The following is a 23002-nucleotide window of genomic DNA, read 5'->3' as shown; positions in this document are numbered from 1 at the left end:
ACTCATCAAAACTTATTCTTTTCTCTATTATGACATATTTTTTTCTATTGTTAGAAATAATGTTTATTTCATCCATTTTTAGCCAAAAATAAAAATAAAAGGAGGTAAATACAAATGAAATTACAATCTCTTATGATAGGTGCTCTATCGTTTTTAGCTTCAACTCTTATTTTTTATACCGTCAGCTACGTATTATTATTAGATTGGTTGCCAAATCACTTATTTATAGCCCTTATTATTCTTTCTGCTCTTATGATTTCCTTTCTAATTACACGAAAATCAATGAATGGGCCATCTGCAAAAACAAAATAATAGAGGGGATCTTTCCCCTCTATTATCATTTCCTAGGAAAGGCCATATATACTTTATGATTCTTACTGCCCGCTATTTGCGGGTAGTAAGAATCCCACCTCAAAATTCGGCTGGAGCAAAGAAGTTAGGTGGGATTTTGGCTACCCATAAATGCCCGACTGGTGAAGGCTAATAATCAGTGGGGGATGCCCCCCCACACTGATTAAAGTTTCACTTTATCTTTGTAAATTCATTTTTTCACCATACTCTTTAACAATTTGAATAATATTTTGAAATGCTCCTACTTTTTCTTTCTTACTATTTAACATTTGTAAATCGTAATTATCATAATAGGTTTCTAGTGATTTTAATTGTGCTTCTGAAGCATCTTTTATCGGAACAGTAACATTCAATTCATACTGTTTATACCCTTCCTTTACTTTTTCAGCTGAAATCATTTCACTCTCTTTTGCTCCAATTAATTTTTGAACCTTTTCCGGGAAAATCAATTGCAAATAATATTCTTGTTCCTTTGCTAACTTATTATATAGTGATTGTGAAATCGTATAACGTACCTTATAATTCACATTTTGATCCCCTGCTTTAATATGAAACGCGGTAATCTGCAAATCTTTTTTCGTTACTTCCGTTAAAGGCCCTACCTGCATCTCATCTTCTTTTTGTTCTGGAATCTTTGGAAATATAGCCAAAAGTTTTTCAGTATCTTTTTCGTTCAGCATATACATATCTTTCTTATATTGAATCCATCCTCGGCGATCTTCTCCTCTTAACCATGCATAATATGTTTCTTTTTTCCCATCTCTACTAATTTGTATTTCATATTCCGGTTCACCAAAACTACCCGTTACTTCTTGTTTTTCCGCTTTGTTTATAATATCCACCACCAACTCCGCATCCATTTTCTTTAAAATTTTTTCTTCTTTATCTTTTTGCATAACAGTTACTTGTAATGGTTCTTTCACTTCATTCACTGTCTCCTCTACTTGTTTTGATTCTTTCTTTTGCTCGGCTTGACCACACGACGCGAGTAAAATAACACATAAAAACATTAAATATTTCCCTTTCAAATCGATTCTCCTTTCCCAATAAGAAATTCTTATAATCCTCATACATAAAACAAAAACGTTACATTATATAGAATGAGCTATACTATACACTGAAGGGAGGATTTTACAATGTCCATTAATTTTCATGATGCAAATAATAAGTATACGTATGCAAATCGTAACGCACATATTTCATGGCAGGAAACAATAAACAATATTGTAGATGTACAAAACAAACAAGTAATTGATATAGGTTGTGGTGGAGGCATTTATACGAAAGAACTTGCTCTTATGGGAGCCAAAAATGTTGTTGGGCTTGATTTTTCAAAAGAAATATTACAAGCTGCAAAAGAAAATTGTAATGCCTTCCCAAACATTTCATTCATTCACGGTGATGCGCATAACATTCCATATCCTAACGAATCATTCGACCTTGTCATTTCGCGTGCAGTCATTCATCACTTACAAGATATTCCTACATTTATACGAGAGGCTTCTCGTATATTAAAAAAAGACGGTATACTTATTTTACAAGACCGAACTATTGAAGATTGTACAATTCCAGGAAGTCCTGAACACATTCGTGGATACTTTTTCTCTGTATTTCCAAAACTCATTGAAATAGAATCAAAAAGAAGACCAAAAACCACTACTATACAGCAAGAATTACAAAAATATTCTCTTCAAGTGTTCCCCATTCAAGCACACTGGGAAGTACGAAAAACACATGATTCTGTAGAAGCATTGCTGCAAGATTTATCTCCTCGAACCGGACGATCCATTCTATATGAATTAACAGATAATGAACTTTCTCAACTTCTACATCATATCCAAACGGCATTACAAAACGTCTCTCCTATCATCGAAAGAGATCGTTGGACAATTTGGAGCGCGAAAAAATTGTAAGGAAGGAAGCCTCACAAAATAATGTGAGGCTTCCTTCTTTCATAATCTAGTTTTGCAACACTCTTGATATCCTCCACTCCTGGCCTGTGCACTTCCACACTTCGGACATACTAAATATCTAGACTGATTTGTCAACAAACTACCTTTTTGAAAGAGTAAAACTTCTGCTTGTTTAAACGAACGCGAATAATATAACCACATAAAACCAATTATAGCAATAATGCCAAATAATACTCCCATCGCAAGCATTTCAGTCACCTCTTTTGGTTTGTTCTTTCCAGCAAGTGGATTGTTGTATTATTCTCTGTAAATTCAAACAATCCCTTCCTTACTCCTATAAATATCGATTTTCTCCATAAACTTTACAATTCTCTATAATGTTTTACAGCATTTTTACAAATAGCATTAACCCTTATATTCTCAGCTATATTTCTACAAGAAAGTGTATTTCCCAAAAAATATGTTGACTTTCTAAAAAAAACATGTGAAAATGTTGTCAGAATACTTGAATAAAAATTCATTGACGAGAACGAGTATGTTATAGAGCTGTTCCACAGAGAGTTGGTATTTTGCTGAAAGCCAATGCTCAGTTCGCAACCGAAAATCATCTCCGAGAAGTAGAACCGAATGCTGAAGTAAGTTCTTACCGGTCGTCCCCCGTTACAAGGAACACGTATCATGTTGTACGTTGTAAAGCCGTATACATATAGATATATTTCTACATGTATAAATTAGGGTGGTATCGCGGGTAAATATAACTCGTCCCTTTCTTAAGGGACGAGTTTTTTGTGTTCTTACAATGAATTTACAAAAAAGGAGGAAAAAAACAATGAACACTGTATCAAAAAAACATGTTTTTTTCACAGGTCTTATGCTATTTTCTTTATTTTTTGGAGCAGGCAATTTAATTTTCCCTCCAATGCTTGGACAAAATGCTGGTGAAAACTTTTGGCCAGCAATGATTGGTTTTTTACTAACAGGAGTCGGCTTACCGCTACTTACTGTTATCGCCATTTCTCTATCAGGAAATGGAATGCAACAACTTGCAAGTCATGTTCACCCATTATTCGGAATATTCTTTACAGTAATTGTATACATTGCAATCGGTCCATCTATGGGCATCCCACGTGTTGCTAATGTCGCTTATGAAATGGGAGTTAGTTCTTTCTTACCAGAAACTATTCGCTCTAGCAACCTAACGCTATTTTTATACACAGTCATCTTTTTTGCTATCGTATTTTGGCTTAGTTTAAACCCTTCTAAACTCGTCGATCGTATCGGAAGCGTATTAACACCTATTTTATTACTCTCTATTTTCTTATTATTCGTTAAGAGTGTATTTACACCCCTCGGGCAATCTGGACCAGCCATGCAAGAGTATCAAACTTCTCCAATTTTCAAAGGTTTTATGGAAGGATACTTAACGATGGATACCATTTCAGCACTTGCATTTGGGATTATCGTTGTAAATGCAATTCGCTCAAAAGGTGTGAATGACCGTAAATCAATTGCCATCGCAACAGCAAAAGCAGGACTTATTGCCGCTACTGGCCTCGTACTTGTATATGGTGCACTTGGCTGGCTCGGTACAACTAGTGTCTCTCTTGGATACGCAAACAATGGAGGACAGCTACTTACCATTATCGTACAACAATTATTCGGTCCATATGGTCTAATTCTGTTATCTCTTATCGTTACACTCGCTTGCTTAACAACATGCGTTGGACTTGTATCTGCATGCAGTCAATACTTCTCAACATTATTGACAAATTTTTCATACAAAACGTTAGCAAGCGTCATTTGCTTGTTAGGATTATTAGTTGCCAACTTAGGTTTAACAAAAATTATCGCAATCTCTGTTCCTATTTTACTTGTTGTATATCCAGTTGCAATTGTACTCGTGTTATTATCATTACTTCATAAATATTTCGGTGGCTATCGATCTGTTTATGTATGTGCTTTAATCGGAACAGCAGTTGTTAGCGTTTTTGACGGATTAAAACAAGGGAATATTCCTGTTTCATTTATCACATCTTATTTCGAGTTTATTCCATTATATAATGAAGGAATTGGCTGGTTAGTGCCAGCATTAGTTGGGGCTATTATCGGTTTTGCTATCGCAAAATTAAGTGGTGCAAAAGCAGTACCATTAACGGATCATTCACCTGAATCGAAAGTATCATAAAAAAACTCCCATTTCGGGAGTTTTTTTACATTTGATAAGAAGTATGATTAAAGCTACTTACTTTATAAGCTTTCGTATAGTAATCAATATTCGTATCCACCGTTTCTACTTTTACAACATCATAGCAATCTTCTTGTTTTACTAGAAATAAATAATATTCTTCTGTTGCCTCAATAATTGCAATACGATCTGTTTCAATATCATATTGTTCACAAAGTGCTTGCAACGCATTCACATAGTTACCTAATTTTTTCGTTTCATCCATTCCAAATATCGTTTGAACTAACATACACTCTCTCCCCTTTGTATGTACTGTTAACACCTTAATGATAACGCTTACATAAATAACCGTCAACAAAAAGCTTTGACCATATATAGTCAAAGCTTCCTTCTTATTTCGTCAACTGGTGTCTAAACGCATAAATAACCGCCTGTGTCCGGTCACTTACATTTAGCTTATTTAATATATTACTCACATGTGTCTTTACTGTTTTAAGAGCAATAAACAACTCATCTGCAATCTCTTGATTACTTTTCCCCTCTGCAATTAATAACAAAATTTCAGACTCTCTTTCTGTTAAATCCTCATGCAAAGGTTGTTCTTTCTTCTGACGCATACGAGACATCATTTTGCCAGTAACTTTCGGCTCTAATACCGTTTCCCCAGCATAAGTAGCTCGTACAGCGTCTGCAATATCACTCGCTCTTGATGTTTTTAATAAATAACTTGTCGCTCCCGCCTCAATAACAGGATACAACTTTTCATCATCTAAAAAGCTCGTTACAACTACAATTTTCGCTTCTGGCCATTCTTGAATAATAGCACGTGTTGCTTCAACCCCGTCCATCTCATCCATAACAAGGTCCATTAAAATAATATCCGGTCTTAATTGCAAAGCTAACTCTGAACCTTTTCTTCCATTTTCAGCTTCTCCAACTACTTCAATATCTGGCTGCGTTGATAAATATGCTGATACACCCATTCGAACCATTTCATGATCATCAACTAGTAATACTTTTATCATGATTCTCTCCCCCTCTCTCAATCATAATCGGTACTTTCACTTCTATTTGTGTACCTTTATTCGGAAAACTAAGAACTTTTAATGTACCACCAATTTCATGAACTCGCTCTTGCATTGATCTTAAACCGTATGAACCAGCCTTATTAACCCCAACTTTAAACCCAACACCGTCATCAATAATTTTCAAAATCGCATATTGATCAATTTTCCGAAGGCGTACTTCGGTTTTCTTTGCCTTCGCATGCCGTAAAGTATTAGACAGCGCCTCTTGTACAATACGGAATAAATGATCCTCTACACCTTTTTTTAATTGAATCGGTTCAATTAACCATTCAATTTTCATATGTTGCTTTCTAGACAGTTCTGTTAATAATTCTTCTATACCCTCTGTTAGTTTCTTACCTTCTAACTGCACTGGGCGTAAATGAAGGAGCAATGCTCTCATTTCTGATTGTGCATTTACAACCATATTCTCAACAAGCTGCAACTGTTTTTTCGTCGTGTCTGGAATTTCAGCTGCTTGTTCATTAATGGCTGACATCATCATCGACATTGCAAAAAGCTGCTGACTTACAGAATCATGCAGCTCTCTCGCTAATCGATGCCTTTCTTGAGAAATCGCTTCTTGTCTCATCTCTTCATTCCAATGGGCTCGTTCATTCGTTACTTTTTGAAATAGCCCAGCTTGCTCCTCTAAGCGACGAGCAAGACCAATTACTTTTCGTTCCACTTCATGAAATTCATCGTCCGCAGTAAATGAAACATCACTTGGAAAATTCCCTCGCTCTACTTCAAATAGAAAAGTATTTAATCCTTGTATACGCTGCTCTATATAATAACCGATTGCATATCCTACAATTCCTCCGATAAGAAGACTCGTACTCACAATAAACAAGCCAATTGGAACAGAAGCAATGGATTCTTTCCATAGTAAATCATAAACTTGTTGCTCGCTTTTCCATACATATACAATTGTACAAATAAGTGCGATACTCACAGAGGACAACATAGAATAACGAATATACATCCACGAAATATTCCTTTGTTTTTTCATTATACTTTCCTCACTTCCGTATCGCCTACGACAAGCGAAGAAATAATTTTAATACGACGAGGGGCTTCTTTATACTGTTCTGTTCTAAACGTAACATTACGGTTAAATCCAGTTTCTTCGTGTCCTGGCAAGAGCACGCGCCCAACAATAACAGAATGATTTAAAGACAATTCAATATCATATGGTACATATAAACGAATATTACCAACGACTCCCCGAATAACAATTACCGTTTCTCCCTCTGGAATCATCGCAGTTGTTAAATCAATTTCAACATCACAAGCACCATATTGGACGTTAATATCCTCAAGTTCATAAATATGATCCATCATCCGGACATTACCTACAAACATATTTTTTATATACGGTTCTGTACGATATATTTGTTTTTCTTCATCTATATATCCCTTTTCTTTAATTTCAACTTTCATTGCTTTTTGCTGATGTCCTTGTTGAATAAGTTGATAACCAATTAAAGCTAAACAAGCAAATACAACAAGTACGAATGCTGCTGATGAAAATAAGAAGAATAAGAATACAATACCACCGACAAATAAAAATACGTTCCCTCTTACATGACGGTTCTTCTTTCGATAATGTCTTCCAAACATAATCATAATAAATGCAAATATTAGACCACCTGGTTCAAAATGTCCAAGTATCATATCAAGAAAAAGACCGAATCCAAATATGATGAGGAGCATCCCCATTAATTGTGTTTTTGAAAAGTGCTTCTTCATTTCAGCTCCCCCCCTCTTTGTCACATATACATAGAAGAAAAGGCATTGCTTTCCAACACCTTTTCTCCTATCACTATATCATAAGCCTGTTTTATTATATACTACAATTATTTTGTTACTTCTTTCGTTAACGATACTTCATTTTTCTCTTTCATTTCACTCTCTAGTTTTGCAATTTTCATATCAAATGTATCACGCTCATGCTCTTCATTTATACGAAGCTCTATGTCACGAATGTGATCTTCAATTTCTTCGAATCGTAAGAACGGATTATTTTCATCCATTTTATGCATAGCAGTATTCATACGGCGGTTTGCATGCGCCATATTTTCACGTGCCATTAATTCCATACGCTTTGCGTTCATTTCTTTTAATTTATTTTTCATTTCTGAAAGACGACGCTCTAACTCATCAATTTGCTCTACAACACCAGCATACATTTCTTCTAAGCGAGTTACTTGCCCTTCATAATACGCTACTTCTTCTAATGCACGTTCATGCAATTGTAATTCGCCTGCTTCTTGTGCGATGATAGCTTGCTTTGATCTTTTATTAACGAAATAACGTGCTTGCTCAAGCTCACGAGCGAAGTTAGATTTTAATGTTTTATGACGCTGAATTAACTTCTCAATTTTTGTTATTTCACGCTCACTATCGCGTAAATATTGGTTTAACATAGCAATTGGATTTTTTCTTTCTTTCTCATCTAACACATTATGAAAATCAGCTAAAATTGCATCGCGTACACGTCCGAATAAAGATTGTTTCATTATAATCTTCCTCTCTTCTACTTTATAATTTGATCTATTTTATATTAGTTTTTCATTAACTTGTTCCACTCATCTTCAAAGTTGCTATATGGTTTAGAACTTTCTGGAGCAGAATCAACAACTACATTTTTTCCTTTTTTCCACTCACGGTATCCGTAGTATAAAACTACTAATGCTGCGATACCGATTAATGCTGGGGAATGAGAAAGTGCAATGGACAAACCGATTAAACCAACAATACCCCAAGCTAACTTTCCAAAGAATGATTTAGCTCGCACAAATGATTTATAGCTCCAGTACACAACTCCTGCTCCAATGGCGAATCCTACAATACCAGCAAGACTACCAAGAGCAATTAAAGCCAAAATACCGGCCGCGATAAACGCTAGAAATTGTTTCATCTTGTGCTTGCCTCCCTTCGATTTGATACTCTTATCTTAACTATTTTTTCATTTTTTCATAACGAGCTTAAGAACCGTTTTTAACTCAGACTTAAGACTGAGTTCCATTCAGCCTTTTGTAAAAATATAAGGAAAGATAGGATAACTCACTCTTTTATCGCACATAAAAAGCCGTACAGAGAATATTCTCTGTACGGCTTTTTGTTGCTACGAATAAAATTCATATTTAATTATGCTGTTTTATGATACTCTTTCTTTTCCGCCACTTTAGAAAACCTCGGGAAACCAATTAATATAGAAATGATTCCACATACTCCAACTAAGATCGGATAAAATGCATATGGTAACAATTCGATCGGAGATAACGCAGCAAATCCTGCAGCTGTTAACATTTGAGCACCATATGGGATTAACCCTTGTATACAGCAAGAGAAAAGATCCAGTACACTCGCTGATTTACGGGGATCAATTTCATACTGATCCGCAATATTTTTCGCAAGCGGACCTGTAAAAATGATAGAGATTGTATTATTTGCTGTACAGATATTCGTCATACTCACTAAACCAGCAATGCCGAACTCTGCTCCTTTTTTCGAACGAATATTACGTGTTAAAAGATTCATTAAATATTGAATACCACCATTATACTGAATAAGCTCAACCATACCACCGATTAAAATGGCAAGTAATACTAATTCCATCATACTGCCCATTCCAGTCGTTACACTTTTAAAGAAACTCTCTAACGTATAACTTCCATCTATAAGACCGATAACACCAGATAGTACAGTTCCACCTGTCAATACGATAAGTACATTCCAACCAAGTAATGCTGTAACAAGTACACCTGCATATGGTAATATCTTCACCCAATCAAATGTTTGAGCTTTAATTTCTGTATCACTTCCTAAAGTAACCATTACTAATAGTACAATTGTAATGATTGCAGCTGGCAATACAATTAAAAAGTTCGTTTTAAACTTATCTTTCATTTCTGTTCCTTGCGACCTTACAGCTGCAATTGTTGTATCAGAAATAAATGATAAATTATCACCAAACATCGCTCCGCCCACAACAGTAGCCATCGTTAGTGCAATTGAAATATCAGTTTGTCCACTAATACCTACAGCAATTGGCGCTAATGCAGCAATAGTTCCCATTGAGGTTCCCATCGCTAATGAAATAAATGCCCCTATAACAAAAATTCCAGCAACGATAAATCCTTGTGGTAAAATAGATAACGCTAAATTAACAGTTGAATCCACTCCGCCCATTCCTTTTGCTGTTTCAGAAAACGCCCCTGCAAGTACAAAGATTAATACCATAATCATAATATCTGGATTTCCTGCACCTTTTGCAAATCGTTCCACTTTCACATTAAAACTTTCTTTACGATTCATCGCTAATGCGATTCCTACTGCAATTGAAATCGCTATAAGTATCGGCAATTTATAGAAATCCCCTGTAATAATTCCAGAACCAATAAATAGTGCCAAAAATATCCCAAGTGGTAATAAAGCTAAACCATTTCCTCTCGTTTCTTTCAAAGTACCATCTCTCCCTAGTTTCAACCTTTTTCTAATGAATAACAAAAGACCTCTTCCAACGAGAAGAGGTCTTATACATCTATAAGAAACACTCTTCTCATCTTTCAAGCACATGCTTGCTGGATTTGGCACAGCACTCTGAAATCGAGTCCGCTGCCGAGGCATCGTAGGGCCAGTCCCTCCGCCTCTCTTTATAAGAAGGTTTCATATTTATTTTTTAATAATAATTTCTTTCCTAACTTTACTCGCTTACAAAACAAAAGTCAATTATTTTTTGTATAGATTTTTTTGGTAATTATACAAAAATATGAATAAACCAATCATTTTAACTTTTCGATTTCTTTATCAAATATTGAGATCCAATAAAATTTTCTATTTTTTATAGTCGCTATAATCCATTTTGTTGTATTCCATGCTAACTCATATTCTTCTTTTGTAACATCACCAGTTTTATAAGCATCCTCTAGCTCGTCTTCATCTAGTACATAGATCTCACCGTTCGGTAACAATACTACATCTAAGTATAAATCATCAAAATAAGGTAAACCACGATCGTCTATTTTAAATTCTTTCGTCACATCGATATAATATTGCACTAATTGTTTTTGATTGTCTAACATAGCTGTAATTGCAAAGTTTTTCCCGTTTATAAAATATTGCATCCATGTATACCCATCACCTGCAATGCAAAGCTCTTTACTATTGTATTCTTTATAACTAGGCTCTCTCACCTTTTTTATATCCAATATTCCTAACATACCTGCTTCAGCTTGTTTTACTGTGTATGTCTTCTCTAGTAATCGCTTCCACGTAGAACCATCACCGTACTTACGTTTCATAACTTTCTCTCCTCTTCTACATACAGAAAAGCTCTCACATAATATGTGAGAGCTTTTCAAATCATAATTAAGCCGCTTGACCCTTTTCAGATATCTCTTTTAAATAGGCTTGTCCTTTTTCAGCGTCATATTGACCTTCCCACTTAGACATAACTACAGCCGCTAAAGAGTTACCTACTACGTTAACTGCTGTACGAGCCATATCTAGAATACGGTCAATACCTGCAATAAACGCTAAACCTTCAGCTGGAATACCTACTGTACCAAGTGTTGCTAATAATACAACGAATGATACGCCCGGTACACCCGCGATACCTTTTGATGTAACCATTAATACAAGTAATAATGTAATTTGTTCTGTAATGGATAAATCAATACCGTACATTTGTGCTAAGAAAATTGCCGCAATTGCTTGATATAAAGTTGATCCATCTAAGTTAAATGAATAACCTGTTGGAATAACGAAAGATGTAATTGCTTTCGGACAACCGAATTTCTCCATTTTCTCCATAATTTTCGGTAAAACTGTTTCTGAGCTTGCAGTAGAATACGCTAAAATAAGCTCGTCTTTTAAAATTTTAAAGAATTGGAAAATGTTAATACCGAATATTTTCGCTGTAAGTCCTAATACAACTACAACGAAGAAGATCATTGCTCCGTATACTACAATGAGTAATTTCCCTAATGGAATTAATGAAGATAAACCGAATGTAGAAACTGTAACACCAATTAATGCGAATACACCAAACGGTGCAAATTTCATAACTTGGTTAGTCACGTAAAACATTGCGTCAGCTACACCTTGGAAAAATTGAAGAACCGGTCTTCCTCTTTCACCAATCGCCGCAACTCCTAAACCAAATAGTACAGAGAAGAAGATAATCGCAAGCATATCACCCTCAGCTAATGATTTCATAATATTCGTTGGAACGATATTCACAAATGTATCTGCAAACGAATGACTTTGTACTTGAGCTGTTGTTTCTGCATATTTAGAAATATCAGTCTTCGTCAATTGATCCATATTCACGCCTTTTCCAGGTTGGAAAATGTTCGCTATTAATAGACCAACAACAATTGCAATCGTTGTAATAATTTCAAAGTAAAGAATTGTTTTTCCGCCTAGTCGGCCTAACTTCTTAACATCACCAACACCAGCAACACCAACAACGATACTTGCTACAACAATTGGTACAACGATCATCTTAATTAATCGGATGAAAATATCACCAATTGGTTTTAAATAATCAACCACTGCCGGATTGCCAAAGAAAATCGCTCCAACTGCAATACCAAGCGCAAGTCCTATTAAAATTTGCCATGCAAGTCCTATTCTTTTCATACTTGTGGTAACCCCCTCTTCGATGTGTCACTCTATCTCTCATTCTATCTCTATAAAACATGAAATTAAGAGTATTACATATTATTCGACAATTCACTACATTTTGTCCCTGTTAAAAATCATAAATCAAAATTTAAAATCTGACAACAAAATAAGTTTGCCCGAATGCAAATAATTTTCTTGACAAAAACAAAACCCATGTCAGAAAACCTCACATGAGAACGATTCCTCACTAGTGATTTATAGGTTTTTAAAGTAATGTTTCACCATCGAAAACTCCATCATTTTCCATGTTTTTTTAGAACAAAATAGAAAATGGTGCATTTTTGTATGCATGCAAAAATTTCACTTTATGACAAACACTACGAAAAGATACTAAATTCCGACAAAACTTAGCAATTTTATAAAGTTTTCTTTACATTATGATTACAACAATAGACACCCTTCTTCTTCTTATGATATATACATTCATAGGGAAAGGAGCAAGACAACAATGAAAAAGAAATTTGCAGCGTTTAGTGTTTTAGCAGCTGGAACGATTTTCGTTTCCCCGTTACTGTCACCCGTATACGCTGAAACGAATGAAAATAAATTATCTAATATTCAATCTGAATTAGAAGGCAAACAAAATGACTTACAAAATAAATCAGCTGAGAAAGAACAAATAGAAAAAGAAATCCAGGAATTACAAAAAAAAATCGACGAATTAACTACTTCTATTAATAAAAACGAAGCTGAATTAAACGATACAAAAAAAGAAATTAGCAAAACGCAGCAAGCAATTGCTGAAAAAAAGAAACATATCGAGCAATTACAAACAAACATAGATACACGGCAGGAAGTTATTAAACAACGACTACAATCTATGCAAGAGAAGCCTCGTACGAGTATCATTACAGAAGTATTAACAAATTCTGCAAATATTGCCGATCTTGTTGATAATATGTATTCTGTAAGTTTAATTTTAAATAACGATACAGATATTGTGAAAAAGCAAACAAGTGATCAAAATGCTGTGACGACAGAAAAAGAAGCTGTTGAGAAAAAAGAGCAACAACTGAAAGAATCCGAGCAAAAATTAGTACAAAAACAACAAGAGTTACAAAATAACCAACAACAGCAACAAACTTTTATTAACGATCTACATACGAAAGTAGCAAAAGTAGATTCTGAGATTGAAGGATTAGAAGAGTCAAAAGGTATTTTAGAAAACCAGCGTCAAGCTGTTCAAAAAGCAATTGAAGAAGAAAAACGTGCAGAAGAAGCGCGTAAAGTTGAAGAGGCACGCAAGGCTGAGGAAGCAAAAAAACAAGCCGCCGCTTCTGCTAAAGAAAGCACACAATCCGCACCAACACCGCAAGATACGAACAAAGGTGGATTTATTAAACCAGCAGCTGGATCGAAAACTTCAGGATTTGGTACACGTTCTTTAGATAACCATAAAGGAATCGATATTGCCGCTTCAGGGACAGTGCCAATCATGGCTGCTGCAGATGGCGTCGTTATCCGTTCAGAATTATCATCTAGTTACGGAAACGTTGTATACTTATCTCACCGTATAAACGGAAAAACATATACAACTGTATATGCACATATGAGTAGCCGTTCTGTATCTAATGGACAAACTGTAAAACAAGGTGATCAACTTGGGTTTATGGGAAATACTGGCCAATCTTTCGGACAACATTTACACTTCGAGCTTCACCTTGGAGAATGGAATGTCGGTAAGACAAACGCTGTCGATCCATCTCCTTATATCGGACTATAAAAAACTCGGTGCAGACCGAGTTTTTTTACTACCATTTCACACTTTTTAGGCATTTTACATAAACTACAACTAAATGCCTATATTTTGCGGGGTGGTAAATATGAATACACAATTACAAGAAGAAATAGAAGAAGCTAGAGAAACATACATCGGTCGGTTATTTACATTCGGCGGCTCAGCGTTATTTTTAATTGGATCATTTATCGCAGTTGTCACAGCTTATAAAGCATATAATCGCTTATTAAATACTTCTACAACATAATAAAAAAGACGGAGAAATCTCCGTCTTTTTTATTATGCAAACATTTTAAATACGCCTACCGCATTTAAAAATACGATAATTACAGTTACCGGAATAACATAACGAAGTAAGAAGAACCAAATGTTAAATAATGTTTTCCCTTTCGTTTCCGTAACTTCTAATTCTTTCATTAATAACTCTTTACTCATTTTATTTGGTACGAATAGCGAAATGGCTAGTACCCCTAACGGCAGTAACACATTACTCACCGAAAAATCGACGAAATCAAAGAATGTCTTACCAAATATTTTCACATCACTCATAATTCCAAACGATAACGCTGATGGAATTCCAACTGCAAAAATAAGAATACCAATTAATAACGAAGCTGACGGACGCTTCTTCTCATTATCTTTCGCAACAGATGCTACTACAATTTCAAGCATTGAAATCGCAGATGTTAAAGTCGCAAAGAAGAATAAAACTAAAAACATAATGAAGAAAAATTGTCCAAATGGAATTTTCGCAAAGACAGCAGGAAGAATGATAAACAGTAGCCCTGGTCCTTCTGTCGGTTTAACTCCTAATGCGAAAATCGCCGGAAAAATCGCTAATCCTGCAAGTACTGTAACAAATACAGTTAAACTTACAATAGATGTTGCTGATTTAGCTAAATGCTCTTCTTTCTTTAAATACGAACTATACGTTACCATTACCGAGGCACCTACCGTTAGTGAGAAGAAAGATTGTCCCATCGCATATAAAATCGTATCTGCTGTAAGCTTTGAAAAATCTGGTTTTAAGAAGAACTCTACCCCAGCCATAGCACCATCAAGTGTTAACGCACGAATAATGATAGCAATAAATAAAATGAATAATAGCGGCATCATGTACTTACTTGCCTTTTCTATGCCTTTTTCCACACCTTTACTAACAACAAAAATGGTACAAAGCATAAAGATGAATTGCGCCCCAATCGCACTTACTGGATTTGCAATTGTTTCAGCAAACAATTGCCCATAATCGACTACTCCGTTCCAGAAACTACCTGTGACACTATAGTATAAATAAAGTAAAATCCATCCACCTACAACGCTATAAAAAGACAGTACGCTAAAACAAGTAACAACCCCCATACGACCAATCCAAGGATATAACTTGCTATTTGGTACTAATACTTTATAAGCTGTAACTGCCTCTTTTTGAGTACTACGGCCAATAACAAATTCAGCTACAAGAAGAGGCATACCAATAAATATAGTTAATAGTAAGAATACAAGGAAGAATGCGCCTCCCCCGCCATTACCTGCAACATATGGAAACTTCCATATTGCCCCAAGACCTACTGCGGCTCCCGCTGCTGCGAGTACAAAGCCTATTTTCGACGTCCATTGCTGTGTTTCTTTCATTATAATTTCTCCTTTTCTGAATATTATAACTTTTATCAATTATACACTTTCATTTCATACTCGCACACCTCCTTTAGAAAATAAAAAAGTCCCCTACACGCAAATATGCATGTAGAGGACGATATATGTAATAGAATACCGTGGTACCACCTCAATTGGATCAATAAATCCCACTTGTTCAGGTACAGGAAAATTCCGATACCCTATCCTTTTAACGGCGGAACCCGGGTTGCCTACTGCAATGTTCAGCATACCTCTCGCAAGCCCATTCTGTATATTTTATCGTACCGGGCTCACACCTTACCCCAGCTCTCTGAACGCATCAAATATACGTACTCTTCTTGCTCATCGATTTCATCTTTTGAAGTTACTTGTGATTATAAATTATATTTTTATATTTGTAAAGCACAATTCACTCACTATCCTATATAAATTCCCCTCTCGAATTCTTGTAAAAAAAGCTCTCTTTTTTGTTCATCTTGAACATATATCGACTTTAATACTTCTTGCAACAATATATTTTTTTGCCTTTTCTCTACTTGTAATTCTTTCACTTTTATTCTAACTTCATATAAAAAATCAAGATACGATTCATACTTCTCATCATATTTATTTGCGATATCATCACGAATTTTTTTTGCAAGTTTCGGACTTGCCCCTCCAGTAGAAACAGCTACATTAAGTAGTCCACGATGAATTGCCGCCGGAAAATGAACATTTCCACTTTCCGGATTCGTAATAACATTTACCAATTGATTTACCGAGGCATCTTCAGCAATTTGTTCATTTAGTACCGAATTGCTAGTCGCTGCAACTACTAAAAAAGCATCTTTAATATCACTTTTCTCATACTCTCTTTGATACCAACGAATTTGCTTTTCTTCTACAAGTTTCACCAAATTTGCATCTAATTCTGTACTTACCACAACAATATCCGCACCTTGTTTTAGTAAAGGAATAATTTTAAACCCTGCTACTTTCCCTCCACCAATGACAACAACACGTTTCTTATCAACTCGCACTGTAAGTGGATACATATTGATCTCCCTTCAATATTTCCTCTGTTTTCTGAATTAACATCTCTCGAAACGCTACATTCTTTCCTAAATATGGACTTATTTTTATCTCTTCCGACTCATATTGACGCACTTCTTTCTCAACATGTTTCATGAGTAAGCCTGTAAATAATAAGTAAGGTAACACAACAATGTTCCGTTCTTTTTGTTCTACAATTTCTTTCAACTTCTCATCAAACTTCGGCTCTGCAGCTGCTAAATAACAAACTTCCACCTCTTTAATGTTCTCTTCTTTTTGAAATAAAGAAGAAATCCAATTTATGTCTTGTAAAGTTTCCGGATCACTACTCCCTCTTGCAACAAGCAAAAGTGTTACTTCTTCTTCATAGTCTTGGATGCCACTTCCGTTATATACCGCTTTTACAAGCACTTCTGATACACCAAATGGATTACCATACACTATTTTGATATCCGGATATTCCTCGTTTAACTTTCGTAATTCAAGCGGAATATCTTTCTTTACATGTCCTGCCGCTAATAAAAAAACAGGAATAGCGACAATCTCTGTAGCACCACGCTTCACACATGTACGAAATCCTTCTTCAATAGAAGGACTCGCTAGCTCTAAAAAACAAATTTCTTGAATATTTGCCTCTACACGGTTCATACATGACGTAATAAATGCAACGGCTTCTTCTTTTGCTGCTTTCAAACGGCTTCCATGACATATATATAATACAGCCTTCATTTTACAATACTCCGCTTACTGGATATGCATTTTCCGCTTGTTTCTCAAACCAATGTATCTTTTCTCTAAAACGAACAACTTCTCCAATAACAATCATACTCGGATTTTGAATTTGTTCTTTTTTAGCAACATCTACAATTGTTCCTAACGTCGCTGTAACAGTACGCTGCATAGATGTCGTTCCCCACTCAATAATAGCGGCAGGTATGCTTTGATCTTTTCCATGTTTTATTAGTTGTTCACATATGTAAGGTAAATTACTAACCCCCATATAGACCGCTAATGTATCTACACCTTTCGCTAAACTTTCCCACTTCACTTCCTCTTCAGCCCCTTCTTTCCGGTGCCCTGTCACAACAGCAAAACTTGCACTTGCATCGCGGTGCGTTACTGGAATTCCAGCGTAAGCAGGAGCAGCTATACCAGCTGAAATACCAGGAATAATTTCAAATGGGATACTTTGCTTTGCTAACGCTTCAGCTTCTTCTCCACCTCTTCCAAATACAAATGGATCTCCGCCCTTAAGCCTCGTTACAACTTTTCCTTTTTTCGCATATTTAATAAGAAATGTGTTAATTGTCTCTTGCTTCATCGTGTGATAATTTGGGAGTTTCCCGCAATAAATTAAATCTGCTTCAGGCTTTGCATAAGAAAGCAATTCTTTATTTACGAGACGATCGTACAAAATAACATCAGCCTTCTCGATGCATCTCAACCCTTTAACAGTAATTAAATCCGGATCACCAGGACCCGCCCCAACGATATAAACCTTCCCCATCATCTCTCCTCATTTCTACTATAAAATGAAACTTCCACTCTTCATCACGAATGGAAGTTACTATTATTTGTATTACACTTCTCCTTACTCATGAATAACAAATGCTGCCCCTTTTCGAATCTTCTTTTTTTCAAACAAAGAAATCTCCTTCACTTCTGGTAGCGGTAAAAAGTATTTTTCAAGTTCTATCTCGGCAAGCTTAAATGCTTGTTCTTCACTTTGAGCAACAACGACTATTGGAACAACACTATTCGCTATTACAGCTTCAAATCGATATAAATCCATATTGTCCCTCCTAAGACGCTATTACTTCTTCTAATACACGATTTAGTACAATTTGTAATTCTTCCACTCCAACACGCCCTACGAAATCATAAAACGTTTCGGCTAGTAATTTATTCTTTTGGAAATAACTTAAAAAGGACACGAGAACATCCGGCAAATCTTCTCCATCTATTTTCCCTTTTAATTTTTCGTTATATGCTCCTCCGTCTAATAGCGTTCCGCCCACATATATTTCAAACGCCTCAACGATTCCCTTTTCCTTCGTTTTCAGTTTTATCCCTTGCAAACCAATATCAGCAATTTGACGTTGACCACAGGAATTCGGGCATCCTACCATATGAATTCGAACTGGAACATCGAGTGCAATTTGTGTATCTAAGTACTCTGCGATTTTGCGTAATCTTTCTTTCGTTTCTACTAACGCAAGATTGCAATACTCAATACCAGTACATGAAACCGCATGACCAATAAATGATTTCGGATTTGCAGAAATTGCTTCAAACAAAGGTTCACTTAATAATCCTGCAACATTTTCTGGCGGAACATTCGGAATAATGAAGTTTTGTGAGTTACAAGTACGAATTTGCCCGTTTCCATATTGCTTTGCAATTCTAGCAATCTCAAACATTTCCTCTGCATGTAAACGTCCTACTGGTACATTAAAGCCGACATACTTTAATCCTTCTTGTTTTTGATCTTGAACACCATAAAAGTATCCTGCATTCCAGCCTTCGAGAGCACTTTCCCCTTTACTTTGCAATAGGCCTGTGTATTCTACTAATTTCTCTTTAAATTTCTCAGCGCCCCAGTCAGCGACAAGAAATTTCAAGCGTGCTAAGTGGCGTTTTTCACGATATCCAAAATCACGGAATATAGTAGCAATTGCAATCGATACTGCCTTCACTTCTTCTGGTAAAACGAATACATCTAATTCTTCCGCTAAGTACGGACGAGCTGATAAGCCTCCGCCTACTTTTATGTGAAAACCAACTTTTTTCTCACCATCTATTTCTTTCGTAGCAGGTGTAAATGCCACACAGTTAATCTCTGCATTTGCTGAATTATAAATGTTAGAACTAATAGACATTTTAAATTTACGTGGTAGATTAGAAAACTCTTCATTATGTTGGAAGTAATCGTATATTTCTTTAACAATCGATGTTGTATCAAATAGTTCATTCGCATCAATTCCAGCAAGTGGATTACCTGTAATATTACGCGTAATATCACCGCATGCCCCCGCTGAAGATAAACCAACTCTCGCTAACCTTTTAAAAATATCCGGAATTTGCCCAATTTCTAACCAATGAAACTGAATCGCCTGTCTTGTCGTAATATCTAACACATCACGCCCATAATCTTCAGCGATGGAAGCTAGCACCTCTGCCTGCGCATTTGTAATAATCCCAGAAGGAATATTGACACGCATCATAAAATAGCCTGCTTCTTTCGGTCGTTGCAAATACAATCCCGCCCACTTAAAAGCGTCCCACTCTTCTTTCGGAATAGATTCAAATCCATTCTCCGCATAGTAAGGAATATCATTAAAGATTTCTAATCCGTCTTTCTCTAATTTCTTTTTCTCTGTTTGATTTAATTTTTCAGTATTAGCCCACACTTTTTCATAACTCATCTTTTATCCCCCTATATGAAACTACGCTCTTGTAAGTACTTCACAATTTGTTCTGCACATTCTTCAATAGAATACTTGTGCGTTTCTACAATTAATTCTTCTCGTTCTGGTTCCTCATACGGTGAATCAATGCCCGTAAACTGCTTAATATCACCTTGTCTCGCTTTTTTATAAAGTCCTTTCGGATCACGTTTCTCACATTCTTCAATCGGACACTTCACAAAGACTTCAATAAATTCATTTGCTGCCAAAAGGTCTCTAACTTGTTTACGATCTACTCGATATGGTGAAATAAACGCTGTAAGGACAACTGTTCCTTCATCTACAAACAACTTCGCCACTTCACCAATACGCCTTATATTTTCCATACGTTCACTTTCAGAAAAACCTAAATCCTTATTTAAACCGTGACGAATGTTATCCCCATCTAATACATAGTTTCCGATATTGTTTTCAAATAGTTTCCGAGCCACCGCATTCGCTACTGTTGATTTACCCGAAGCTGATAAGCCTGTAAACCAAATTACAAAACTATGATGACCATTCTTCACTCTTCTCTCTTCCTTTGAAACAGACGCTGCATGCCAAGTAATATTTGTATCCATCTCGTTCTCTCCCTATTCTGTTACTGCTTCTTTCTTCAAACCTTTAATTAACACTTCCACTACTTCTTTACGGCTAAACGCACTTGGTGGAATCTCTCCATTTCGTAACATTTCTCTTACTTTCGTACCTGACAAAATAACATGGTCCGCTTTCTCGTGTGGGCACGTTTTTGTCGAAGCCATCGCCTCACATTTAACGCAATAAAAACTATGTTCAAAAAATAGCGGCGTAATTCCTAACTCTTCCACCGTAAAGTCAGTAAAGATTTCCTGCGCTTCATATGTTCCGTAATAATTTCCCACTCCAGCGTGATCCCGCCCTACAATAAAATGTGTACAGCCGAAATTTTTTCTTACAAGCGCATGAAATATCGCTTCACGTGGTCCTGCATAACGCATCGCTGCGGGAAATACCCCTAAAAAAACGCGATCTTTTGGATAATAATTTTGCAGTAATACTTCATAACTTTCCATCCTTACATCAGCTGGAATATCATCTGATTTCGTTTCACCAACGAGCGGGTTTAAAAAGAGACCATCTACAATTTCAAGTGCAGATTTTTGAATATATTCATGTGCACGATGTACAGGATTGCGTGTTTGAAAACCAACTACTGTTTTCCATCCCCGTTTTTTAAATTCTTCTCTTGTTTCGATTGGATCTAAATAATAAGAAGCAAACTGATTATTTTCAGAGCGTTGTATTAGAATAATAGCTCCTCCAACGTAAACGTTCGGTCGATCGTACAATTTTTTCACACCTGGATGAGCCTCATCCGTCGTTTTATACACGAGTAACGCTTCTTTTTCTTTATCCGGTACAAAAATATCTTCTATTTGAATAACACCATATACAGTTCCACCTTTAACCAGTTTTACTTCTTCTCCAATTTTCAATCTATCCGCTTCTTCTTCTGTTACTGGTAATGCAATCGGTATACTCCAAACACTACCGTTTACTAAGCGCAGTGTTTCTACAACTGAGTCATAATCTCTCTTCCCTAAAAATCCTGTAAGTGGACTATATCCCCCTATCGCCAGAAGTTCTAAATCACTAAGCGCAATTTTGTCTAGCTCAATTTCTTTTACAATATTCGATATGTCATATGTTTCATCAATACGGTTTACTAATTTATTTGTTGTACTCATCTTTTTATATCCCCTCTTAGCTTTATTTCAAGATTTATCTTATTGAAAATGAAGTCCGCATTCTGTCTTCATTTTCCCAGCCCATCTTCCATCTCTTGAGTCGCCACCATCTCCTACAGGCAATGTACATTTTTCACACCCAATACTTGGATAGCCAACATCATGTAGCGGATTATACGGCAAACTATGTTTGTATACATATCGCCAAACTTCTTTCCAAGTCCAATGAATGAGCGGACAAATTTTAATAGACCGAAAACGATGATCTTGATTCACAAATTTTGTATGCTTACGCGTTTCTGATTGTTCCCTTCTAAGGCCTGATATCCACGCTTTTTCGGCTGCTAATGATTTTTCTAGCGGCAAAATTTTTCTGATCTTACAACAGAGATTCGGATTACTTTCCCATAATTTTTCTCCATGAAGCTTCGCCTGTTCTTCAAGTGTAAGTGCTGGCTGTTTTTCTATAATATTTAATGAAGGAAATCTCTCTCGTACCTTTTTAATTAATTCGTACGTTTCTTGAAAATGAACATTTGTATCTAAAAATACAACTTTAGCAGATGGATTTACTTGGTTTATAAGATGCAATAAAACCATCCCTTCCACTCCAAAGCTACATGCATATACAATTTCACCTTTATATTCTTTATAAGCCCAACTTAATACTGATAGCGCGCCTTTCGTTTCATCTTCTTCTGAAAATGAAATACCATTTTCTTCCCACGTTTCATACGTCAACATGTTTTTTCCCCCTGTAAAAGCAAAAAGACGGTTTTAATCTATAAAATAGATTAAAACCGCCTCTAGTTTTTCTAGTCAGCGCTTTTTACTTTAAACGGACCTTTTCACTTTTCTCTAATTGAATCACTTTTCCATCTTGCACCACAATTGTAATTGAACCATATTTCATATCAGCAAGCATCGTTTGAATTTTTTCGGACACTTCATCAAAATGTTCCCGTACGCTCACGCAAACAGCCCCCCTTTTTATTCATAAAAAAAATCTTTCCCATTTCGAAAAGACTGTTCGGTAATATATTTTACCTTATCTTTCAAAATGGATTCCATTTTGCTGGATTTAGCACCTTGCTTTCTATAAGCAGGTTGCCGAGCTTCGTAGGGCCAGTTCCCTCAGCTTCTCTTGATAAGCTTTGTATTTGTATTTTATCATAATTCTGAATTTTTTCAATCCTAGTTTTC

At 35.8% G+C, this 23002-nt stretch carries 26 protein-coding genes, 2 riboswitches and 2 other annotated features; of the genes, 5 read left to right on the top strand and 21 right to left on the bottom strand.

Translation table 11 applies throughout. The features are described from left to right. The first annotated feature begins 114 nt into the window (after positions 1-114). A complete protein-coding gene (locus EXW56_RS07285; RefSeq protein ID WP_002201177.1) occupies positions 115-312 on the top strand; it encodes a hypothetical protein in 198 nt (65 codons plus the stop codon). Between the two features lie 215 nt (positions 313-527). On the opposite strand, the gene EXW56_RS07280 is transcribed toward EXW56_RS07285, so the two are convergent. Further along, positions 528-1379, bottom strand: coding sequence for a YhfM domain-containing protein (locus EXW56_RS07280; RefSeq protein WP_002201178.1), 852 nt, complete (start codon positions 1377-1379; stop codon positions 528-530). Positions 1380-1487: 108 nt separating this feature from the next. Here EXW56_RS07280 and EXW56_RS07275 point away from each other — a divergent pair, with 108 nt between their 5' ends. Beyond that, positions 1488-2264 carry a class I SAM-dependent methyltransferase gene (locus EXW56_RS07275; RefSeq protein ID WP_002201179.1) on the top strand — a complete coding sequence of 259 codons (777 nt, stop codon included), beginning with the start codon at positions 1488-1490 and terminating at the stop codon, positions 2262-2264. Positions 2265-2303: 39 nt separating this feature from the next. Here EXW56_RS07275 and EXW56_RS07270 read toward each other — a convergent pair whose 3' ends face one another. Then, entirely contained in the window at positions 2304-2513 is a 210-nt protein-coding gene (locus tag EXW56_RS07270; protein ID WP_000880631.1) for a hypothetical protein, read from the bottom strand. A 262-nt stretch (positions 2514-2775) separates the two neighbouring features. Beyond that, positions 2776-3034, top strand: a binding site (T-box leader). Positions 3035-3093: 59 nt separating this feature from the next. On the opposite strand from EXW56_RS07270, the gene brnQ3 reads away from it, so the two are divergent. Further along, positions 3094-4449, top strand: coding sequence for a branched-chain amino acid transport system II carrier protein BrnQ3 (gene brnQ3 / locus EXW56_RS07265; protein ID WP_002201180.1), 1356 nt, complete (start codon positions 3094-3096; stop codon positions 4447-4449). Between the two features lie 25 nt (positions 4450-4474). Here brnQ3 and EXW56_RS07260 read toward each other — a convergent pair whose 3' ends face one another. The 9 genes from EXW56_RS07260 to gltP form a co-directional block, all read right to left on the bottom strand. Continuing rightward, entirely contained in the window at positions 4475-4831 is a 357-nt protein-coding gene (locus EXW56_RS07260; RefSeq protein WP_002126339.1) for a DUF3992 domain-containing protein, read from the bottom strand. Positions 4832-4841: 10 nt separating this feature from the next. Continuing rightward, positions 4842-5474: a response regulator gene (locus EXW56_RS07255; protein WP_002201181.1), complete on the bottom strand. Its 633-nt coding sequence runs from the start codon at positions 5472-5474 to the stop codon at positions 4842-4844. Continuing rightward, the gene (locus tag EXW56_RS07250; RefSeq protein WP_215597335.1) at positions 5452-6528 is read right to left on the bottom strand and encodes a sensor histidine kinase; all 1077 of its coding nucleotides are present in this window, start codon (positions 6526-6528) and stop codon (positions 5452-5454) included. The genes EXW56_RS07255 and EXW56_RS07250 overlap by 23 nt, the downstream gene beginning before the upstream one ends. Beyond that, positions 6528-7268, bottom strand: coding sequence for a cell wall-active antibiotics response protein LiaF (liaF, locus tag EXW56_RS07245; RefSeq protein ID WP_002149462.1), 741 nt, complete (start codon positions 7266-7268; stop codon positions 6528-6530). Before liaF ends, EXW56_RS07250 begins: the two co-directional genes overlap by 1 nt. Positions 7269-7375: 107 nt before the next feature. Then, the gene (locus EXW56_RS07240) at positions 7376-8038 is read right to left on the bottom strand and encodes a PspA/IM30 family protein (protein ID WP_002011675.1); all 663 of its coding nucleotides are present in this window, start codon (positions 8036-8038) and stop codon (positions 7376-7378) included. Between the two features lie 44 nt (positions 8039-8082). Further along, a complete protein-coding gene (locus tag EXW56_RS07235) occupies positions 8083-8439 on the bottom strand; it encodes a lmo0954 family membrane protein (RefSeq protein WP_002149463.1) in 357 nt (118 codons plus the stop codon). Between the two features lie 230 nt (positions 8440-8669). Then, positions 8670-9986: a Na+/H+ antiporter NhaC family protein gene (locus tag EXW56_RS07230; protein ID WP_016104299.1), complete on the bottom strand. Its 1317-nt coding sequence runs from the start codon at positions 9984-9986 to the stop codon at positions 8670-8672. Between the two features lie 94 nt (positions 9987-10080). After that, a riboswitch (SAM riboswitch) is annotated at positions 10081-10186 on the bottom strand. Positions 10187-10306: 120 nt separating this feature from the next. After that, positions 10307-10825, bottom strand: a complete 519-nt coding sequence (locus EXW56_RS07225) for a ribonuclease FAU-1 family protein (protein WP_002201183.1) — start codon at positions 10823-10825, stop codon at positions 10307-10309. A gap of 67 nt (positions 10826-10892) precedes the next feature. After that, positions 10893-12167, bottom strand: a complete 1275-nt coding sequence (gltP, locus tag EXW56_RS07220; RefSeq protein ID WP_002201184.1) for a glutamate/aspartate:proton symporter GltP — start codon at positions 12165-12167, stop codon at positions 10893-10895. Positions 12168-12660: 493 nt separating this feature from the next. Between gltP and EXW56_RS07215 the strand changes: the two genes are divergently transcribed. Together EXW56_RS07215 and EXW56_RS07210 are read left to right on the top strand one after the other, a co-directional pair. Then, on the top strand, positions 12661-13935 hold the full coding sequence (locus EXW56_RS07215) for a murein hydrolase activator EnvC family protein (protein WP_002201185.1): 1275 nt from the start codon (positions 12661-12663) through the stop codon (positions 13933-13935). A gap of 100 nt (positions 13936-14035) precedes the next feature. Then, on the top strand, positions 14036-14197 hold the full coding sequence (locus EXW56_RS07210) for a hypothetical protein (protein WP_002158647.1): 162 nt from the start codon (positions 14036-14038) through the stop codon (positions 14195-14197). Between the two features lie 32 nt (positions 14198-14229). On the opposite strand, the gene EXW56_RS07205 is transcribed toward EXW56_RS07210, so the two are convergent. The 10 genes from EXW56_RS07205 to EXW56_RS07160 all read right to left on the bottom strand — a co-directional run bounded on the left by EXW56_RS07205 (position 14230) and on the right by EXW56_RS07160 (position 22772). Further along, complete coding sequence (locus EXW56_RS07205; RefSeq protein ID WP_002201186.1) at positions 14230-15585, bottom strand: sodium-dependent transporter; 1356 nt, start codon at positions 15583-15585, stop codon at positions 14230-14232. Between the two features lie 111 nt (positions 15586-15696). Beyond that, positions 15697-15943 (bottom strand) — a binding site (T-box leader). 61 nt (positions 15944-16004) lie between these two features. Then, positions 16005-16622 carry an NAD(P)-binding protein gene (locus tag EXW56_RS07200; RefSeq protein WP_002201187.1) on the bottom strand — a complete coding sequence of 206 codons (618 nt, stop codon included), beginning with the start codon at positions 16620-16622 and terminating at the stop codon, positions 16005-16007. Then, a complete protein-coding gene (locus EXW56_RS07195; protein WP_002158650.1) occupies positions 16597-17349 on the bottom strand; it encodes a sirohydrochlorin chelatase in 753 nt (250 codons plus the stop codon). Before EXW56_RS07195 ends, EXW56_RS07200 begins: the two co-directional genes overlap by 26 nt. A 1-nt stretch (position 17350) precedes the next feature. Next, the gene (cobA, locus tag EXW56_RS07190; RefSeq protein WP_002201188.1) at positions 17351-18127 is read right to left on the bottom strand and encodes a uroporphyrinogen-III C-methyltransferase; all 777 of its coding nucleotides are present in this window, start codon (positions 18125-18127) and stop codon (positions 17351-17353) included. An 84-nt stretch (positions 18128-18211) separates the two neighbouring features. Next, a complete protein-coding gene (locus EXW56_RS07185; RefSeq protein WP_002201189.1) occupies positions 18212-18412 on the bottom strand; it encodes a DUF3906 family protein in 201 nt (66 codons plus the stop codon). 10 nt (positions 18413-18422) lie between these two features. Continuing rightward, positions 18423-20045 carry a nitrite/sulfite reductase gene (locus EXW56_RS07180; RefSeq protein WP_002201190.1) on the bottom strand — a complete coding sequence of 541 codons (1623 nt, stop codon included), beginning with the start codon at positions 20043-20045 and terminating at the stop codon, positions 18423-18425. A gap of 11 nt (positions 20046-20056) precedes the next feature. Next, complete coding sequence (cysC, locus tag EXW56_RS07175; RefSeq protein ID WP_002158654.1) at positions 20057-20650, bottom strand: adenylyl-sulfate kinase; 594 nt, start codon at positions 20648-20650, stop codon at positions 20057-20059. Positions 20651-20662: 12 nt separating this feature from the next. Continuing rightward, positions 20663-21799 (bottom strand): sulfate adenylyltransferase, encoded by a 1137-nt coding sequence (gene sat, locus EXW56_RS07170; protein WP_002201191.1) that lies wholly within the window; start codon positions 21797-21799, stop codon positions 20663-20665. 39 nt (positions 21800-21838) lie between these two features. Beyond that, positions 21839-22543 (bottom strand): phosphoadenylyl-sulfate reductase, encoded by a 705-nt coding sequence (locus tag EXW56_RS07165; RefSeq protein WP_002158656.1) that lies wholly within the window; start codon positions 22541-22543, stop codon positions 21839-21841. Between the two features lie 85 nt (positions 22544-22628). Next, positions 22629-22772: a YezD family protein gene (locus tag EXW56_RS07160; RefSeq protein ID WP_002149491.1), complete on the bottom strand. Its 144-nt coding sequence runs from the start codon at positions 22770-22772 to the stop codon at positions 22629-22631. A 72-nt stretch (positions 22773-22844) separates the two neighbouring features. Beyond that, positions 22845-22953: riboswitch (SAM riboswitch) on the bottom strand. Positions 22954-23002 lie beyond the last annotated feature (49 nt).

The sequence above is a fragment of the Bacillus mycoides genome, from assembly GCF_018742245.1.
GTDB classification, from domain to species: domain Bacteria; phylum Bacillota; class Bacilli; order Bacillales; family Bacillaceae_G; genus Bacillus_A; species Bacillus_A cereus_U.
The sequence above is the reverse complement of the archived record's forward strand: the minus strand, read 5'-3'. Positions and strand labels throughout refer to the sequence as shown.

Coding starts and splice junctions, on each gene's coding strand:
- gltP (WP_002201184.1), bottom strand. CDS start 12,167: ATGAAAAGAATAGGACTTGCATGGCAAATTTTAATAGGACTTGCGCTT.
- EXW56_RS07165 (WP_002158656.1), bottom strand. CDS start 22,543: ATGTTGACGTATGAAACGTGGGAAGAAAATGGTATTTCATTTTCAGAA.
- EXW56_RS07250 (WP_215597335.1), bottom strand. CDS start 6,528: ATGAAAAAACAAAGGAATATTTCGTGGATGTATATTCGTTATTCTATG.
- EXW56_RS07235 (WP_002149463.1), bottom strand. CDS start 8,439: ATGAAACAATTTCTAGCGTTTATCGCGGCCGGTATTTTGGCTTTAATT.
- EXW56_RS07180 (WP_002201190.1), bottom strand. CDS start 20,045: ATGAGTTATGAAAAAGTGTGGGCTAATACTGAAAAATTAAATCAAACA.
- liaF (WP_002149462.1), bottom strand. CDS start 7,268: ATGAAGAAGCACTTTTCAAAAACACAATTAATGGGGATGCTCCTCATC.
- cobA (WP_002201188.1), bottom strand. CDS start 18,127: ATGGGGAAGGTTTATATCGTTGGGGCGGGTCCTGGTGATCCGGATTTA.
- cysC (WP_002158654.1), bottom strand. CDS start 20,650: ATGGATACAAATATTACTTGGCATGCAGCGTCTGTTTCAAAGGAAGAG.
- EXW56_RS07195 (WP_002158650.1), bottom strand. CDS start 17,349: ATGAAGGCTGTATTATATATATGTCATGGAAGCCGTTTGAAAGCAGCA.
- EXW56_RS07205 (WP_002201186.1), bottom strand. CDS start 15,585: ATGAAAGAAACACAGCAATGGACGTCGAAAATAGGCTTTGTACTCGCA.
- EXW56_RS07255 (WP_002201181.1), bottom strand. CDS start 5,474: ATGATAAAAGTATTACTAGTTGATGATCATGAAATGGTTCGAATGGGT.
- EXW56_RS07275 (WP_002201179.1), top strand. CDS start 1,488: ATGTCCATTAATTTTCATGATGCAAATAATAAGTATACGTATGCAAAT.
- EXW56_RS07215 (WP_002201185.1), top strand. CDS start 12,661: ATGAAAAAGAAATTTGCAGCGTTTAGTGTTTTAGCAGCTGGAACGATT.
- EXW56_RS07200 (WP_002201187.1), bottom strand. CDS start 16,622: ATGTATCCACTTACAGTGCGAGTTGATAAGAAACGTGTTGTTGTCATT.
- sat (WP_002201191.1), bottom strand. CDS start 21,799: ATGAGTACAACAAATAAATTAGTAAACCGTATTGATGAAACATATGAC.
- EXW56_RS07225 (WP_002201183.1), bottom strand. CDS start 10,825: ATGAAACGTAAGTACGGTGATGGTTCTACGTGGAAGCGATTACTAGAG.
- EXW56_RS07270 (WP_000880631.1), bottom strand. CDS start 2,513: ATGCTTGCGATGGGAGTATTATTTGGCATTATTGCTATAATTGGTTTT.
- EXW56_RS07240 (WP_002011675.1), bottom strand. CDS start 8,038: ATGAAACAATCTTTATTCGGACGTGTACGCGATGCAATTTTAGCTGAT.
- EXW56_RS07210 (WP_002158647.1), top strand. CDS start 14,036: ATGAATACACAATTACAAGAAGAAATAGAAGAAGCTAGAGAAACATAC.
- EXW56_RS07285 (WP_002201177.1), top strand. CDS start 115: ATGAAATTACAATCTCTTATGATAGGTGCTCTATCGTTTTTAGCTTCA.
- brnQ3 (WP_002201180.1), top strand. CDS start 3,094: ATGAACACTGTATCAAAAAAACATGTTTTTTTCACAGGTCTTATGCTA.
- EXW56_RS07185 (WP_002201189.1), bottom strand. CDS start 18,412: ATGGATTTATATCGATTTGAAGCTGTAATAGCGAATAGTGTTGTTCCA.